Raw genomic sequence first — 17,035 nt, 5'->3', positions numbered from 1 at the left:
GGTCGACGACCATGGCCGGCGCATGGTCGTGGAGAGGGTCGGCACACATGACAACGGAATCCCAGAGCGAAGCGGCCGCGCTGGAGCGGGTGCTCGTTGCGGTGCGGGATCTCGGGGACGGCAACTTCCGCCGGCGGCTCGTCCCGCACGGCGACGGCATCTCGGCGCAGCTCGCCGTCGCGTTCAACGACATCGCCGAGCGCAACCAGCGGCTGGTCAGCGAGCTGCTGCGGGTCCGCGCGGCCGTCGGGCAGGAAGGCAGGCTCAGCGAGCGGCTCGAAGGCCAGGTCGGCCCCGGCGGCTGGACCACCGCCGTCGACGCCGTCAACGGCCTGGTCGAGGATCTCACCCGGCCGGCGATCGAACTGGAACGCGTGCTCGGCGGGGTCGCCGACGGCGACCTCTCCCAGCCGATGACGCTCACCCTCGACGGCCGCCCGCTGCGGGGCGCGTACGCCACGCTGGCGAAAACGGTCAACAGCCTCATCGCCCAGCTGTCGAGGTTCGCCGCCGAAGTGACGAGGCTCTCCCGCGAGATCGCGGGTGAGGGACGTCTCGGCGGCCAGGCCGTCGTCCCGGGCGTGTCGGGCACCTGGCGCGACCTGACCGACTCGGTCAACTTCATGGCCGACAACCTCACCGAGCAGGTCCGCAACATCGCCCAGGTCACCACCGCCGTCGCGCGCGGCGACCTGACCCAGAAGATCAACGTCGACGCCCGCGGCGAGATCCTCGAGCTCAAGAACACCATCAACACCATGGTCGACCAGCTCTCGGCCTTCGCCGACGAGGTCACCCGCGTCTCCCGCGAGGTCGGCTCGGACGGCAAGCTCGGCGGCCAGGCCAAGGTGCCGGGCGTCGCCGGGACGTGGCGCGACCTCACCGACTCCGTCAACCTGATGGCCGACAACCTGACCGACCAGGTCCGCGGGATCTCGCAGGTCGCGACCGCGGTGGCCACCGGCGACCTGACCAAGAAGATCGACGTCGACGCCCGCGGCGAGATCCTGCAGCTGAAGAACACGCTGAACACGATGGTCGACCAGCTCTCGGCGTTCGCCGGCGAAGTCACCCGGGTGGCGCGCGAGGTCGGCAGCGAGGGCAAGCTGGGCGGCCAGGCGGAGGTGCCCGGCGCGGCCGGGACGTGGCGCAGCCTCACCGACTCGGTCAACCAGATGGCCGACAACCTCACCGACCAGGTCCGGAACATCTCGCACGTCACCACGGCGGTGGCGAAGGGCGACCTGACCCAGAAGATCACCGTCGACGCCCGCGGCGAGTTCTTCGAGCTCAAGACGACCATGAACACCATGGTGGACCAGCTGTCCGCGTTCGCCGACGAAGTCACCCGGGTGGCGCGCGAGGTCGGCACCGAGGGCCAGCTGGGCGGGCAGGCGCAGGTCCCCGGCGTCGCCGGCACGTGGCGCGACCTCACCGGCTCGGTCAACTTCATGGCCAACAACCTGACCACCCAGGTGCGCAACATCGCCCAGGTCGCCACCGCCGTCGCGCGCGGCGACCTGACCCAGAAGATCGCGGTGGACGCCCGCGGCGAGATCCTGGAACTCAAGAACACGCTGAACACCATGGTCGACCAGCTCTCGGCCTTCGCTGACGAAGTCACCCGCGTCGCCCGCGAGGTCGGCACCGAAGGCAAGCTCGGCGGCCAGGCGGCCGTACCCGGCGTCGCCGGGACCTGGAAGGACCTCACCGACAACGTCAACTCGATGGCGAACAACCTGACCGATCAGGTCCGGAACATCGCGCAGGTGACGGCGGCGGTCGCGAAGGGCGACCTGACGCAGAAGATCACCGTCGACGCCCGCGGCGAAATCCTCGAGCTCAAGACGACCTTGAACACGATGGTGGATCAGCTGTCGGCGTTCGCGGACGAGGTCACCCGGGTGGCACGTGAAGTCGGCACCGAAGGCATCCTCGGCGGCCAGGCCCGCGTCCGCGGCGTCGCGGGCACGTGGAAGGACCTCACCGACAACGTCAACGTCATGGCCGACAACCTGACCGATCAGGTGCGCAACATCGCCACCGTGGCGAGCGCGGTGGCCAACGGCGACCTGTCGAAGAAGATCCGCATCGAGGCCCAGGGCGAGGTCGCGGCGCTGGCCGAGACGCTGAACGGCATGGTCGAGACGCTGCGCGCGTTCGCCGACGAGGTCACCCGCGTCGCCCGCGAAGTCGGCACCGAAGGCATCCTCGGCGGCCAGGCCCGCGTCCCCGGGGTCGCCGGGACCTGGAAGGACCTGACCGAGAACGTCAACTTCATGGCGCACAACCTGACCAGCCAGGTGCGCAACATCTCCCAGGTCACCACCGCGGTCGCGAAGGGCGACCTGACCAAGAAGATCGACGTCGACGCCCGGGGCGAGATCCTCGAGCTCAAGACGACGATGAACACGATGGTCGACCAGCTCTCGGCGTTCGCTTCCGAGGTCACGCGCGTGGCGCGCGAGGTCGGCACCGAGGGCAAGTTGGGCGGCCAGGCCGAGGTCGACGGCGTGTCCGGCACCTGGCAGCGGCTCACCGAGAGCGTGAACCAGCTGGCCGGGAACCTGACCACGCAGGTCCGGGCGATCGCGCAGGTGGCGACGGCGGTGACGGCGGGCGACCTGACCCGGCACATCACGGTCGACGCGTCCGGCGAGGTCGCCGACCTCAAGGACAACATCAACCAGATGATCGCGAACCTCAAGGAGACGACGAGGACCAACCGCGAGCAGGACTGGCTGAAGACCAACCTCGCGCGGCTGTCGGGTCGGATGCAGGGACACCGCGACCTCGCGTCGGTCGCCGCGCTGATCCTGTCCGAGCTGGCGCCGCTGGTCCGGGCGCAGCAGGGCGCGTTCTTCCTGGCCCGCGACGACGACCGCGCCGGCACGGTGCTCGAGTGCATCGCCGCGTACGGGCTCGCGCAGTCCCGCGCGGGGCTGCGGTTCGCGATGAGCGAGTCCCTGATCGGCCAGGCCGCCGTCGACCAGCGCACGGTCCTGGTCCACCACGCGCCGCCGGAATACGCGCTGATCTCGTCCGGGCTCGGCTCGGCCGCGCCGGTGAACCTGATCGTGCTGCCGGTGCTGTTCCAGGGCGAGGTGCTCGGGGTGCTGGAGCTGGCTTCGGTCAACGAGTTCAGCACCGTGCACCAGGACCTGCTGGAGCAGCTGCGGCACACGATCGGCGTCAACGTCAACACGATCCTGTCGAACTCCCGGACCGAAGCGCTGCTGACCGAGTCGCAGCGGCTGGCCCAGGAGCTGCGGGCCCGGTCCGAGCAGCTGCAGGCGCAGCAGGGCGAGCTGCGGCGGTCCAACACCGAACTCGCCGAGAAGGCCGCGCTGCTGGCCCAGCAGAACCGCGACATCGAGGTCAAGAACAGCGAGATCGAGCAGGCCCGCCAGGAGCTCGAGGAACGGGCCGGCCAGCTGACGGTCGCCTCGCAGTACAAGACCGAGTTCATGGCGAACATGTCCCACGAGCTGCGGACGCCGCTGAACAGCGCGTTGATCCTGGCGAAGCTGCTGTCGGAGAACCCCGAGGGCAACCTCACCGAGAAGCAGATCCAGTTCGCGAAGACGATCTACGCGGCGTGCTCGGACCTGCAGCAGCTGATCAACGACATCCTCGACCTGGCCAAGGTCGAGGCGGGCCGGCTGGACATGCAGATGTCCGACATCACGCTCCCGGAACTGGTGGACTACGTCGAGTCGCTGTGCCGGCCACTGACCGCGGACAAGGGCCTCGAGTTCGCCGTCCACATCGACCCGCCGGTGCCGGGCAGCGTCCACACGGACGAGCACCGGCTCCAGCAGATCCTCCGGAACCTGCTGTCGAACGCGGCGAAGTTCACCGACGAGGGCAGCGTCCGGCTCCACATCCGCGCTGCCGACCCGGCCGAAGTCGAGCAGGAGGCGCTCCGGAACGCACCCGGCATCATCGCGTTCGCCGTCGAGGACACCGGAATAGGAATCCCCGAGGAGAAACTGGCGGTCATCTTCGAGGCGTTCCGCCAGGCGGACGGCACGACGAGCCGCAAGTACGGCGGCACCGGCCTCGGCTTGAACATCAGCCAGCAGCTGACGGAACTCCTGGGCGGCGAGCTGCGCGTGATGAGCGAACCGGGAACCGGCAGCACGTTCACGCTGTACCTCCCGGTGGCCGCGGCCAACCTGGTCGACCCGGCACTGACGGCCCTGACGTCCCGCCGCCTGCCCTCGGTCCCGAGCACGGTCCTGGTGGCGGCCCCGGACGTCACCCCCAAGCGCTTCCACGGCGAAAAGGTCCTGATCGTCGACGACGACCTGAGGAACGTGTTCGCCCTGGCGGCGGTCCTGGAGCAGGCCGGCCTGGACGTGATCTACGCGGAGACGGGCGTCGACGGCATCCGGGCCCTGGAACGCAACGAGGACACGGCCCTGGTCCTGATGGACGTGATGATGCCGGAGCTCGACGGGAACGCCACGATCGCCGCCATCCGCGCCGAGGCGGCCAACGCCGACCTCCCGGTGATCGCGGTCACAGCCAAGGCCACCGCCGAGGACCGCGCCCGCACCCTCGCCAGCGGCGCGGACGACTACATCACCAAGCCGGTGGACACGGACAAACTACTGGACGTGATAGCAGCCAAGCTCGAAGCCGACGCCGCCTCGACCCGCGACGCCGACCCGGCCGGCAATGGAGCGGGTGACGGGAATCGAACCCGCGTAGCTAGTTTGGAAGACTAGGGCTCTACCATTGAGCTACACCCGCGTGCCCCCGGAGGTACCCGGGTGCAACGCAAGCTTAGCGTGACCCGCTAGGCTGACCACACACCCCCCGGGGTGGACCCGGGATGTGGCGCAGCTTGGTAGCGCATCCGCTTTGGGAGCGGAGGGTCGCAGGTTCAAATCCTGTCATCCCGACGCGATTCGGGGGTGGGCTCGCGCTGGCGCGCTCGCCCCTCCCCCTTCATCTTCGTTGTTGTACCCGGGGGCCGAGCCCCCGGACCCCCACGGTGCGGTTGCCGCCGGTTGGGAGGTCTGCCGGGGCTTGGTCTTGGGGACTTCGCGACGATCGATCTCGTGCCGCTGCCAGCCAGCTCGGATGACGCCTCCGGCGTCACCTCGCTCCGCGGCTTCGGTGGGCACGTGTCGTAGCGCTTCGCGAGCGCCGCGTTACTCCGGCCCTTCCGTGATCGCGGGTAGCGGGGCCTTCAGGACCAGCAGCATTGTCGCCGCGTCATGGAGCCGGGCGTCACGGACGTTGGCCTCTGCCCGCAGCGTCCTCCACTCGGTGTGTGGTCGGCGCGGGGTCGATCGGCCGACCGGTGGGCTGGGTGAACGCCCAGCGCCGTCATGCCGCTCGGTGCCTGCGAACTTTCGTTCCGTCTCTTGTCCCGGCTGGGGTTCGTGGCTCGCCACCATCGGCCTTCTTGCTACCGCTGCGTGGTTGCACTTGCGCCGATTCGTGCCTTTGCCTCGGCGGTCAGGTGGCAGCCCGTTTTGATGGAAATGACCCTGGTCGTGCCAGACGACAGGGTCAGTGTTGCTCCTCACTGATCCCGCAATTCGAAACCGAATGTGGGCGGCTTGTTTGTCCGCGGCCCTGGTTTCGTGAATCCGTAGCCCGTGCCGACTTCCGTCGCGCTGCGCTTCGCGTCGGCCCACTGCTCGCCAGAGATACCTTTGGGTGCGGTAATGAAGCCAAGGAACGTGCGCACCGCGTCGCGGCTGCCGACGCCCGGGAATTCGTCAGCGCAGCCGGACTGACGACGCAGGCCGTGGGCAGCAGTGTGCCCGCGGCTGTGCTGACAGTTGAGTCATGCCGTCCATCGCGTAGGGGCCGCGCCGTAGCGCCATGTCTCGGGCACTCATTGCGCGACGGGGTCACCGTCGGCCGTGATGTCGTACGCGTGCCCGCCCGGCAGAATGGTTGGAAGCGGCCAAAAACGAAGCAGGGCTGGACAACTACCAGGTCCGTCTCCACCACGCCTGGTACCGGCACAGCACCCTGTCGATGCTCATCGGCAACGACGACCACGTCATCGACCATGGCCCTGTGGTGCTAGGGCTTCCGAAGATCGGCTTCGGCCAGCGCCCGGACGACGTCCGCCCGGCGCTCCGGGGACTCGCGGACTGTCCGGCTCATCTCCACGTGCAAGAAGACCGTGTCATCGGATGCGGCCAGCTTGCCCTGGACGTTCGTCGTCCCCTCCAGGCCCTTGCACCGCTCGTCCCATCCGCGGCACACGGCGAACCCGCCCGCAACCAGCCGCGCAGCCGCCCGCCGGGCCGCATCACCGGCCACCGTCGCCCCTGACGACAGCACGATGTCGGTCGACGGCAGGTTCTGGTCGTGAAAGCCGTGGAGCTGGACCTGCGTCAAGCCCCGCCCGGCCAGCGCCGTGGCGACGATGTGGAACACCGAATTCTCTTCGTGCGCGACGTCGGCTTTGCTGTCGTCGGCCTTCCGGTGCGCGCCCGCCACCAGTAGCACCGCGCCAGGCACCCGGCGGAACAGGTCGACGCCGAACAGCTCTGTCTGCAGGTCGAATGCCGGGTGCGGCACCTCGACCACGAGCGTCGGTGGCGCCGACCGGTCGATCACGTACATCCCCCATGCTCGCTCGGTGCCGGGCTCGTTGACCGCGATCGTGTACGGCCGCCCGGTCGCCGGGTCGACGCCGTCGCGCATCGAAAAACCCAGCTTCTCGAACTCCGCCGTGCCCCGGCGGTCCAGAATCGCCGCGAACCCGGTCGCCGTCATCCGACGTTCGTCGGATGACGGGGGGCGGTACTGCTGATCCACGGACAGGCCGGACGTGAAGTCCGTCACCAGGGAATCCAACCCGGCCCCCAGGGCGGGTGGTCCAGGCTTCGGCGACTTCTCGTCACCGAGTACCAGCACCACGGTGAGGACTAGGACCAGTGCGACGGCGGCGCCGGCCACGCTGAGCAACATTCCCGGTCGGCTGATCATCTCACGCCCCTGCCGGCCGGCTCGGACGACCGCCTCCGGCGTGTGGTGACCCGCCTTCTCCCGGCGGCCCACCACATCGAGGGAAGCGAACAGCTCCGCGCCCGCCGGTGGAACTCCGGTCTCCCGCCAGGCCAGGACCGTCACTTGAACGCCCCCGCGAACCGGGACGCCCACGCGGTGAACGGGGTTGACGGGCGGCCCAGTACCCGCGGGACGTCCGGGCTCACCCGCTGCTCCTCGGGCGTCGGCGTGCCGAGGATGGCCAGCGTCGAGTCCGCTACCTCCGGTGGCATGAAACCCAGCAGCACCGCAAGCGCCTCCTCCCGAGTCCGCGGGACGAATCGCACCGGCTCCCCCACCGCCTCGCCGATCGCCGCCGCCTGATCTCGAGGAGACACCAGGGACGGACCCGTCAGGACGTACACCTGGCCCTCGTGTGACGGCGAAAGCAGCGCCGCCGCCGCCACCGAAGCGATGTCCTCCGGGTCGACCACCGGAAGGGCCACGTCGCCGAACGGGGCCGCGACCTCGCGTGCGGTGCGTACGCTTTCCGCCCACTGCAACGCGTTCGACGCGAACCCCGCCGGGCGCAGGATTGTCCACTTCAGACCCGAGGACCGCACCGCCTCCTCGGCCACCGCCGGGTGACGGCCCGTCCCGACGCCCTGGGACGACAGCAGCACCACCCGCTCGACACCCGCCGCGCGCGCCCGGCCCAGCACCGCCTCCACCGAGCCCGGAAATCCCGGCGGTGTCATCAAGAACACCGCCGACACTCCGGCGAAGTCGAGTGACGCCAGATCTCCCTGGCGGGCCACCACTCCCGGTGGCACCTCGGTGATCCGGCGGGACACCGCCGTCACCTCTTCACCTGCCGCCGCCAGCATCCGCACCAGCGGTGCTCCGACATTTCCCGTCGCTCCCACAACCATGATCATGCGGACGACGGTACATTCGGATCCATAGTAGGTACCTAGAGGAAAGTATTGGCCGGAGGCGCTGAAGTGACCGAGACCACACCCGAGCTGGCCTGCCCGATCGCCCCGGTGGTCGACATCGTCTTCAGCCGGTGGACGACACCGATCCTGTGGACGCTCCACGAATACGGCCGGCAGCGGTTCGTCGAACTGCAGCGCCGCATCGCCACGATCACGCCGAAGGTGCTCACCCAGCGGCTGCGGCAGCTGGAGCGCGACGGCCTCGTCGTGCGGACCTACCACGCCGAGGTGCCGCCGCGGGTGGAGTACGAGATCAGCGAGCTGGGCCGCAGCCTCGGCCCGCTGTTCGCGACGCTCGCCGAATGGTCGGGCAACCTCGGCAAGGTCGAAGAGGCGAGGCACGCCTACGACGAACGCGATGCGGTCAGGTAGTCCCCGGGCACAGAGCCTTACGGCGAGACGTCCAGGTAGTCGAGGTTCGCCGGGCCGTCGGCGGTCGTCGCGGTCACGCGGACCGTGTGCGCACCGGCGGTCAGGCTGATCGGGCGGACGACCGTGCTCCACGTCGTCCAGGCGCCGGTCGCCGGGAACGGTACCGCCGTCGCCACCACCGTGCCGTCGACCGAGATGTCCACCGGGCGGCCCGTCGCCGTGCCGTTCGCGTAGCCGAACGTCAGTGCCGACGCCGGGCCCGTCACCTGCCATTCGACGTAGCTGCCGACGGCGTTGGCGCCGTTCGCGAAGCCGGTTCCCGAGTACCCGGCGTGGTTCGCGTCGATCGTGCCGCCCGCCGAAAGCGCAGCCGACTCCGCTTCGTAGCGCGTCGAGCCGCCGGCACGGGACACGCGGTACAGCACCGTCGCGTGCGAGGGCACCGACGCGCTGATCGTGCCGGTGGTCGTCCGGGTCGCCTTGCTCCACAGGTCTTTCAGCGTGTACGACGACGCGCCGCCGATCCCCGTGGCGGACGCGGTCGTGCCGATCGTCGCCGTCGCCGCCGTTTCGTTGGACAGCGCCACCGCGCGGTCGCCGTTCGCCAGCACCTTGCTGTAGACGACCAGGCCCGCGTTCGCACTCAGCACCGTCGCCTGCCGGCCCAGCGGGTCCTGGTCGATGGCGATGACGTCGGTGTTCTTCAGGATCGCGAAGTCGTCGTCCGACACCTTGCGCAGGTCGCTGCCGATCAGCAGCGGCGCCGCCATCATCGCCCAGAGGCCGAAGTGCGTGCGGTACTCCGTCGCGGTCATGCCGCCGTTGCCGACCTCGAGCATGTCCGGGTCGTTCCAGTGCCCGGGGCCCGCGTACTGCGCGAGGCTGCGGTTGGCCTGCGCCTTGCCGATCATGCTCGACCACTTGTCGGAGATGTCACCGGTGGTGCGCCACAGGTTCCCGACCGGCGCGGCCCACGTCCACGGCTGGTTCTGGCCCCACTCGCAGATCGAGTACGCGATGGGGCGGCCGGACTTCGCGAGCGCGTCCCGCATCGCCTTGTACCGCTGCTGCGCGTCGACGCCCTGGTTGTTGCAGTTGTCGTACTTGAGGTAGTCGACGCCCCAGGAGGCGAACAGGTTCGCGTCCTGCTGCTCGTGGTCCAGCGCGCCGGGGAACCCGGCCTTGTTGCACGTCTTCGTGCCGGCGCTGGTGTAGATGCCGAACTTCAGCCCCTTGGCGTGCACGTAGTCGGCGAGAGCCTTGATGCCGCTGGGAAAACGCGCCGGGTCGGGCACCAGGTTCCCCGCCGAGTTGCGGGACGGCAGCGCCCAGCAGTCGTCGATGTTGACGTAGGTGTAGCCGGCGTCCTTGAGGCCCTTGCCGACGAAGATGTCCGCGATGCCCTTAATCATCGCTTCGGTGAACTCGGCGCGGCACTGCGTCGAGTTCCAGTTGTTGAAGCCCATCGGCGGGGTGCGCAGCAGGCCGTTCTCGAGGGCCGACGCCGGGGGCGAGCCGAAGACGAGACCGCTGGCCGTGATCGCGAGCGCGGCAGCCGCGCTCGCGAGGCGCCGGAGTGAGGACATGCTTGCTCCCGGGGGTGAGGTGGGCGACCCCGTTAGTAAAAGATCCTTCCAATCGGCGCGTCAAGGTTTGCTGCATCAAACATCAGATATGAGGCCGGATCATCCCGGTCACCGGCACGGTGCGGGCAGTTCTTCCACCAGCCACGTGTGGATCTGCCGGGCCGCGTCCGCCACGTCCTCCCCCGTCTTCAGGGCCAGGACCGGCACCCGCGGCTCGGCGGGCGGCGTGCCGAACAGCCGCAGGTAAGCGCCGACGGCCGTCAGCTCGGCGTCCGGGACGGTGTCGGGCAGCTCGTCGAACTCCACGGCCACCGGGTCGGCGAGCACCACCCCGGTCGCGCCGGCGGCGTCCGCCACCGCGCCGGCGAGCAGCGCGCCCGAGCCCGCCCCCAGCACGACGAACGGCGCACCGTCCGACCGGGCGCGGATCGCCGCGGCCGCCGTCGCGACCAGCGTGTCCAGGTCGGTGGGAGCGGGGGTCTCCCCGTCGAAGCCCGGCGCGGGTACCAGCCACGTCTCGCGGACGCCGTCGAACCGCGCGGTGACGTCTTCGCACCACCGGGTCGAGCCGGTGAGCGTGCCGAACGCGAACAGCAGCGGCCGGGACGCGCCCGTCGTCGCCCGCCGGAGCCGGGGCGTCCACGGGGACGCGGGCAGGAACTGCGCGGCGGTGCTCAGGAACGTCCGGAACTCGGCCGTGCGGCCGGTTTCCCGGGCCGTGCGGAGCAGCGTCCCCAGCGCGCCGCCCGGATCCGACGGCGCCAGGGAGACCGACGCCAGGAGGTGCTCGGTCAGCTCGGCGACCGTCGGGTAGTCCCAGACCAGCGCGGCGGGCAGGTCGAGCCCGGTCGCGGCGCTGATCCGGGTGCGCAGTTCGACGACGCCGAGGGAGGTGAACCCCAGTCCGGCGAAGGCCGACTCCGCCTCGACCGCCTCGACCGACGGATGCCCCAGGGTGGCCGCGACCTCCGCGCGGACCCACTCGAGGAGCCACGCGGGGCGGTCGGCGGCCGGGAGGGCCGCCAGCCGCCCGGTGATCGGCTCGGCCTCCGGCGCCGCACTCGCCTCGGGTGCCACCGTTTCCGGCAGCACGGCGTCGAGCCAGTAGCGGCTCCGCTGGAAGGCGTAGGTGGGCAGGTCGACGCGGGTGGCGCCGGGGAAGAACGGCGCCCAGCCGACGTCGGTGCCGTGGACGTGAACAGTGCTCAACGCGGAGAGCAGTGCTCTCTCTTCGCCGCGGTCACGCCGCAGCACCGGGACGGCGACGCAGTGCCCGCCGAAGGTTTCCTCGGCCATCGCGCTGAGCACGCCGTCGGGGCCCAGCTCCAGGAACGTGGTCACGTCCTCGGCTTCGAGGGTGCGCACGGCGTCGGCGAACCGGACGGCCTCCCGCACGTGCCGCACCCAGTAGTCCGCGGTGAACGGCTCGGCGAGAGCACCGCTCACGTTGGAGAGCACCGGGATTTCCGCCGGGTGGTAGGTCAAGGTCTCGGCGACCGCGCGGAAGTCCTCGAGCATCGGGTCCATCAGCGGCGAGTGGAAGGCGTGACTCACCTTCAGCCGCTTGGTCTTGGGGAACCGGGCCGCGATCGCCAGTACCTCGGCCTCGGCGCCGGAGACGACCACCGACTCCGGGCCGTTGACCGCCGCGAGCGACACGCCTCCGGTCAGGACGATCTCGGTCTCCGGAGCGGCGATCGAGACCATCGCCCCGCCCGGCGGCAGGGCCTGCATCAGCGAGGCCCGGGCCGACACGAGACGGCAAGCGTCCTCGAGCGACAACACCCCGGCCACGTGCGCAGCCGCGATCTCCCCGATCGAGTGGCCTGCCACGAAGTCCGGGCGGACGCCGAAGGAGGCGACGAGGCGGAACAGCGCGACCTCGATCGCGAACAAGGCGGGCTGGGTGAACTCCGTGCGGTTCAGCAGTTCGGCGTCGTCGAAGGCCGTGCGCAGTTCCGGGCCGAAGTGCGCGAGCACCGCATCGAAGGCCGAGGCGTACACCGGGAACCGCGCGGACAGCTCCCGGCCCATCCCCACGCGCTGCGCCCCTTGACCGGTGAACAGCGCCGCGAGCCGGCCGGGCCGTTCGCGGCCGGCGACCACGTTCGGCGCGGAGCGCCCGTCCGCCAGTGCGGCGAGCCCGCTCAGCAATTCGCCGTCGGTGCCACCGTGGACGACGGCACGGTGCGCGAACCGGCTCCGCGAGGAAACCAGGGACAACCCGATGTCGGCCGGGTGCCCGGTGACGTCCCGCAACCGAGCGGCCTGCGCCCGCAGCGCCGCTTCGCTGCGGCCGGACAGCACCCACGGCAGCACGCCGGTTTCGCCACGCTCGGCGACGACCGACGGCACCGGCGGGGCTTGTTCGAGGATCGCGTGCGCGTTGGTCCCGCTGACGCCGAACGACGAGACACCGGTCCGCCGCGGCCGGCCGGAAGCCCACTCCCGAGCCTCGGTCAGCAGCTCGACCGACCCGGCCGACCAGTCCACATGGGACGACGGCTCGTCGACGTGCAACGTCGGCGGCAGGACGCCGTGGCGCATGGCCATGATCATCTTGATGACGCCCGCCACCCCGGCCGCGGCCTGCGTGTGGCCGATGTTCGACTTCAGCGAGCCGAGCCACAACGGGGCCGGCCGGTCCTGGCCGTAGGTCGCCAGGATCGCCTGCGCCTCGATCGGGTCGCCCAGGGTCGTGCCGGTGCCGTGCCCCTCCACGACGTCCACTTCGGACGGTTCCAGCCCGGCCGCGGCCAGCGCGGCGCGGATCACCCGCTGCTGGGCCGGGCCGTTCGGGGCGGTCAGGCCGTTCGACGCGCCGTCCGAGTTGACCGCCGTGCCGCGGACCACCGCGAGCACCGGGTGCCCGAGCCGCCGGGCGTCGGAAAGCCGTTCCACCGCGAGGATCCCGGCTCCTTCGCCCCAGCCGGTGCCGTCCGCCGCGTCGGCGAACGACTTGCACCGGCCGTCGGCGGCGAGGCCGCGCTGCCGGCTGAAGTCGAGGAACACACCCGGCGTCGAAAGCACCGTCACACCGCCCGCCAGCGCGAGGTCGCACTCGCCCTGCCGCAGCGCCTGGCTCGCCAGGTGCAACGCGACCAGCGACGACGAGCACGCCGTGTCCACGGTGATCGCCGGGCCTTCCAGGCCGAACGCGTACGCGATGCGGCCGGACACCACGCTCGCCGAGCTGCCGGTGCCGAGGAAGCCCTCGACGCCCTCGGGCACCGCGAGCGGCCGGGACGCGTAGTCGGAGTACATGACGCCGGCGAAGACACCGGTCCGGCTGCCGCGCAGCGACTCCGGGTCGATGCCCGCGCGTTCCAGTGCCTCCCAGGACGTCTCCAGCAGCAGCCGCTGCTGGGGGTCCATGGCGAGGGCCTCGCGGGGTGCGATGCCGAAGAAGCCCGCGTCGAAGTCGGCGGCGTCGTAGAGGAACCCGCCTTCGTTGGCGTAGCTGGTGCCGGGGTGGTCCGGGTCGGGGTCGTACAGCGCGTCGGCGTCCCAGCCGCGGTCGTCCGGGAGACCGGCGATCGCGTCGCGGCCCGCGGCGACCAGGCCCCAGAGGTCTTCCGGGCTCCGGACCCCGCCGGGGTAGCGGCAGCCGATGCCGACGACGACGATCGGGTCACCGTCCACCCGGCGCTCCCGCACCACCACCGGCGCCCGCTCCCCGGAAACCCGCTCGACCACGTACCCGGTGAGCGCCTGCGGCGTCGGGTGGTCGAAGACCAGCGTCGCCGGCAGCCGCAGCCCGGTCTCGGCGGCGAGCCGGTTGCGCAGTTCGAGGGCGGTCAGCGAGTCGAAGCCGAGGTCTCGGAACGCGCGTGCCGGTTCGACGGCGGCTCCCGACGCGTACCCGAGCACCCCCGCGACGAGCCCCCGGACGAGCTCGAGGACCTGCCGGGCGCGGTCGTCCGCACCGAGCGCGGCCAGGCGGTGGGCGAACGAAGCCGGGGCGACGGCGACACCGGCCTGCCGACGCGGCGGGGGCAGCAGGCCGTGGAGCAGCGCGGGCGTCACCGGCTGCCGTCGCAGGGCCGCGAGGTCCAGCCGGACCGGCGCGAGCACGGCCTGGTCCGCGGCGACGGCCCGGTCGAACAGCGCCAGGCCGAGTTCGGTGGCCAGCGGGGTCATGCCCGCGCCGGCCATGCGGTGCCGGTCGGCCTCGGCGAGGTGCCCGGTCATCGCGCTGGCCTCGGCCCAGAGCCCCCACGCCAGCGAGACGGCGGGCAGGCCCCGCGCGCGGCGGTGCTGGGCGAGCGCGTCGAGGTAGGCGTTCGCCGCGGCGTAGTTGGCCTGGCCCGCGCCGCCCATGGTGGCGGCGAAGGAGGAGAACAGGACGAACGCCGCCAGGTCCGAGGTGAGTTCGTGCAGGTTGAGCGCCGCGTCGGCTTTCGGCCGCAGGACGGTGTCCAGGCGGTCCGGGGTGAGGGACTCGACGACGCCGTCGTCGAGGACGCCGGCCGCGTGCACGACGGCCGAGACGTCGTGCTCGGCGAGGACCACCGCCAGCTGCGCGCGGTCGGCGGCGTCGCAGGCCACCGCTGTCGCCGTGGCGCCGAGCTCGGCGAGTTCGGCGATGAGCTCGGGCGCGGGTCCGCGGCGGGACAGCAGGAGGAGCCGCCGGACGCCGTGGTGGGTGACGAGGTGCCGGGCGACCAGGCCACCGAGCAGGCCGGAGGCGCCGGTGATCAGCACCGCGCCGGTACCCCACGCGGGTGGGCTGTCCGAAGTGGACGCCCGCACCAGCCGGGGTGCGTGCCACTTCCCGGCCCGCAGGGCGAGCTGGGGTTCCGCGGCCGGCAGTTCCGCCGGGACGTCGCCGGCGTCCAGGAGCACGAACCGGCCGGGGTTTTCGGCCTGGGCCGACCGCACCAGGCCGGTCACGGCCGCGGCGGCGAGGTTCGGCACGTCCTCGCCGCCGACCGAGACCGCCCCCGACGTCACGACGACCAGGAGCTCGTCGGAAGCGAGCGATTCCTGAAGGCGCGCCAGGACCGCCGCGGTCGTTTCCCGCACCGAACCGTCCGGCACCCGGAACACCGTGAAGCCGGTGGTCACGTCGGTGACGGTCAGCTCGGGCCAGGTGACGGCGAAGAGCGCGTCACGCGTGGGCCCGGTCTTGGCGGGCGTCCGCAGCGTCAGCGACCGGACCACGCCGACCGGGGCGCCCGTTTCGTCGGCCAAGGTCAGCGCGACGGCGTCCCCGGACGCCCGCGTCAACGCCGCCCGAAGCACGGTCGCGCCGGACGCGGTGACGGAGACGCCGCTCCAGGCGAACGGCAGCTTCGGTCCGGCCTCCGCCGGTGCCGGGGCACCGAACCCGGCCGCGTGCAGCGCCGCGTCGAGCAGCGCCGGGTGCAGGCCGAACCGGGGCGCCTCGGCACGCAGGGCCGCGGGCAGCTCGACCTCGGCGAAGACTTCGCTCCCCCGGGTCCACACCGCGCGCAGGCCGCGGAACGCGGGACCGTAGTCGACACCAGTCGCCGCCATGGCGGGGTAAAAGCCGTCCAGCGAGGCACGCTCGGCCCCCGCGGGCGGCCACTCGGGACCGTAGCTTTCACGTGAAAGCGGCGCTTCGGTCAGGAGGCCGGTCGCGTGGCGGGTCCACGGGGTGAACTCGTCCGGACGCGAGTGGATGGCGAGGTCACCGCCGGCGGCCACCGAAACCTGGAGCTGCACCCCGCCCGTGGGCGGGAGCACCAACGGCGTCTCGAGCGTGAGTTCGTCCAGGGTGCGGCGGCCCGCCTGGTCACCGGCGCGCAGCGCGAGCTCGACGAACGCCGTGCCCGGCAGCAGGACTTCCCCGCCGACGCGGTGGTCGGCCAGCCACGGCAGGCCGGTCAGCGAGAGCTTGCCGGTGAGCACCGTGCCGCCCGAATCGGCCAGTGCGACGACGGCACCGAGCAGCGGGTGCTCGGCCGCGGCCAGGCCGAGGCCGCCCGCGTCGCCGACGGCGACCAGGCGCGGCCAGTAGGGTGCGCGCTGGAACGCGTAGGTGGGCAGCTCGGTGGTGCGGGCGCCGGGAAACGCGTCGGTCCACCGGACGTCGACGCCGTGCACCCAGGCTTCGGCCAGGGAGGTGTGGAACCGGGCGAGACCGCCTTCGTCGCGGCGCAGCGAGCCGAGGGCGGTCACCTCGCCGCCGCCGATCGCCATGGTGAGCACGGGGTGCGGCGACGCCTCGACGAAGGTGCGGAAGCCCTGGCCGGTCAGGGCGGCCACGGCGGTGTCGAGCCGGACCGGACGGCGGAGGTTGGTGTACCAGTACCCGGCGTCCAGTTCGGTGCCGTCGATCCAGGTCCCGGTGACGGTGGAGAAGAAGCCGGTGGTGGCGGCCCGGGGCCGGACCGGGGCCAGGACGTCGAGGAGGCGTTCGCGGATCCGTTCCACCTGCGGGGAGTGCGAGGCGTAGTCGACCGGGACCCGCTTCGCGCGGACATCGGTGCACGCCGCCACCAGCTCGTCGAGCGCGTCCGGTGTCCCGGAGACGACCACCGCGGCCGGGCCGTTGATCGCGGCGATCGCCAGCCGCTCGCCCCATGGCGCGATCCGGATCGCCGCCGCATCGGCGGATTCGGCGATCGAGACCATGCCGCCTTGGCCCGCCAGCGCCAGAATCGCCTGGCTGCGCAGGGCAACGACCCGGGCACCGTCCTCGAGCGACAGGGCACCCGACACGACGGCCGCGGCGATCTCGCCTTGCGAGTGCCCGACGACCGCGGCGGGCTCGACCCCGTACGACCGCCAGAGCTCCGCGAGGGAGACCATCACCGCGAACAGCGCGGGCTGCACGACGTCGACGCGCTCCAGCATCGCGGCGTCGCGGAGGACGTCGGTCAGCGACCAGTCCACAAAGGACGACAAAGCCACCGCGCACTCGGCCATCCGCCCGGCGAAGACCGGGGCCTCGGCGAGGAGGTCCACGGCCATGCCGGCCCACTGCGAACCCTGCCCGGGGAACACCATCGCGACCTTGCCCGCGGCGGCCGTCCCCTTGACGACGGCGGCCGCCGGGACGTCCCCGGCCAGCGCCGCGAGCCCGGCCGGGTCGTGCCCTGGGTGCTGTCGGCCCGGTCGCCCGAAGCTCTGCGCGCGCAGGCCGCC

Annotated in this window: 6 protein-coding genes and 2 tRNA genes; 3 read left to right on the top strand and 5 right to left on the bottom strand. The window is 71.7% G+C overall.

Annotated features, from left to right (window positions below):
* Positions 1-47: 47 nt before the first annotated feature.
* Positions 48-4,733, top strand: a complete 4,686-nt coding sequence (locus AB0F15_RS03970) for a HAMP domain-containing protein (protein WP_360265562.1) — start codon at positions 48-50, stop codon at positions 4,731-4,733.
* Here AB0F15_RS03970 and AB0F15_RS03965 read toward each other — a convergent pair.
* A tRNA-Gly gene (locus tag AB0F15_RS03965) sits at positions 4,685-4,758 on the bottom strand. The two genes, AB0F15_RS03970 and AB0F15_RS03965, sit on opposite strands and share 49 nt — an antisense overlap.
* 78 nt (positions 4,759-4,836) lie before the next feature.
* Between AB0F15_RS03965 and AB0F15_RS03960 the strand changes: the two genes are divergently transcribed.
* Positions 4,837-4,910, top strand: a tRNA-Pro gene (locus AB0F15_RS03960).
* A 1,141-nt stretch (positions 4,911-6,051) separates the two neighbouring features.
* Here the strand turns inward: AB0F15_RS03960 and AB0F15_RS03955 are convergent.
* The gene (locus AB0F15_RS03955; RefSeq protein WP_360264790.1) at positions 6,052-7,110 is read right to left on the bottom strand and encodes a hypothetical protein; all 1,059 of its coding nucleotides are present in this window, start codon (positions 7,108-7,110) and stop codon (positions 6,052-6,054) included.
* Positions 7,107-7,904: an NAD(P)H-binding protein gene (locus tag AB0F15_RS03950; RefSeq protein ID WP_360264788.1), complete on the bottom strand. Its 798-nt coding sequence runs from the start codon at positions 7,902-7,904 to the stop codon at positions 7,107-7,109. Before AB0F15_RS03950 ends, AB0F15_RS03955 begins: the two co-directional genes overlap by 4 nt.
* Positions 7,905-7,970: 66 nt before the next feature.
* Between AB0F15_RS03950 and AB0F15_RS03945 the strand changes: the two genes are divergently transcribed.
* Complete coding sequence (locus AB0F15_RS03945) at positions 7,971-8,336, top strand: helix-turn-helix domain-containing protein (protein ID WP_360264785.1); 366 nt, start codon at positions 7,971-7,973, stop codon at positions 8,334-8,336.
* A gap of 17 nt (positions 8,337-8,353) precedes the next feature.
* On the opposite strand, the gene AB0F15_RS03940 is transcribed toward AB0F15_RS03945, so the two are convergent.
* Entirely contained in the window at positions 8,354-9,922 is a 1,569-nt protein-coding gene (locus tag AB0F15_RS03940) for a carbohydrate-binding protein (protein WP_360264783.1), read from the bottom strand.
* A 108-nt stretch (positions 9,923-10,030) separates the two neighbouring features.
* Positions 10,031-17,035 (bottom strand): SDR family NAD(P)-dependent oxidoreductase (locus AB0F15_RS03935; protein ID WP_360264780.1); only part of this gene is annotated, 7,005 nt, incomplete at its 5' end.

This window comes from Amycolatopsis sp. NPDC026612 (genome assembly GCF_040638285.1).
Lineage (GTDB): Bacteria > Actinomycetota > Actinomycetes > Mycobacteriales > Pseudonocardiaceae > Amycolatopsis.
The sequence above is the reverse complement of the archived record's forward strand: the minus strand, read 5'-3'. Positions and strand labels throughout refer to the sequence as shown.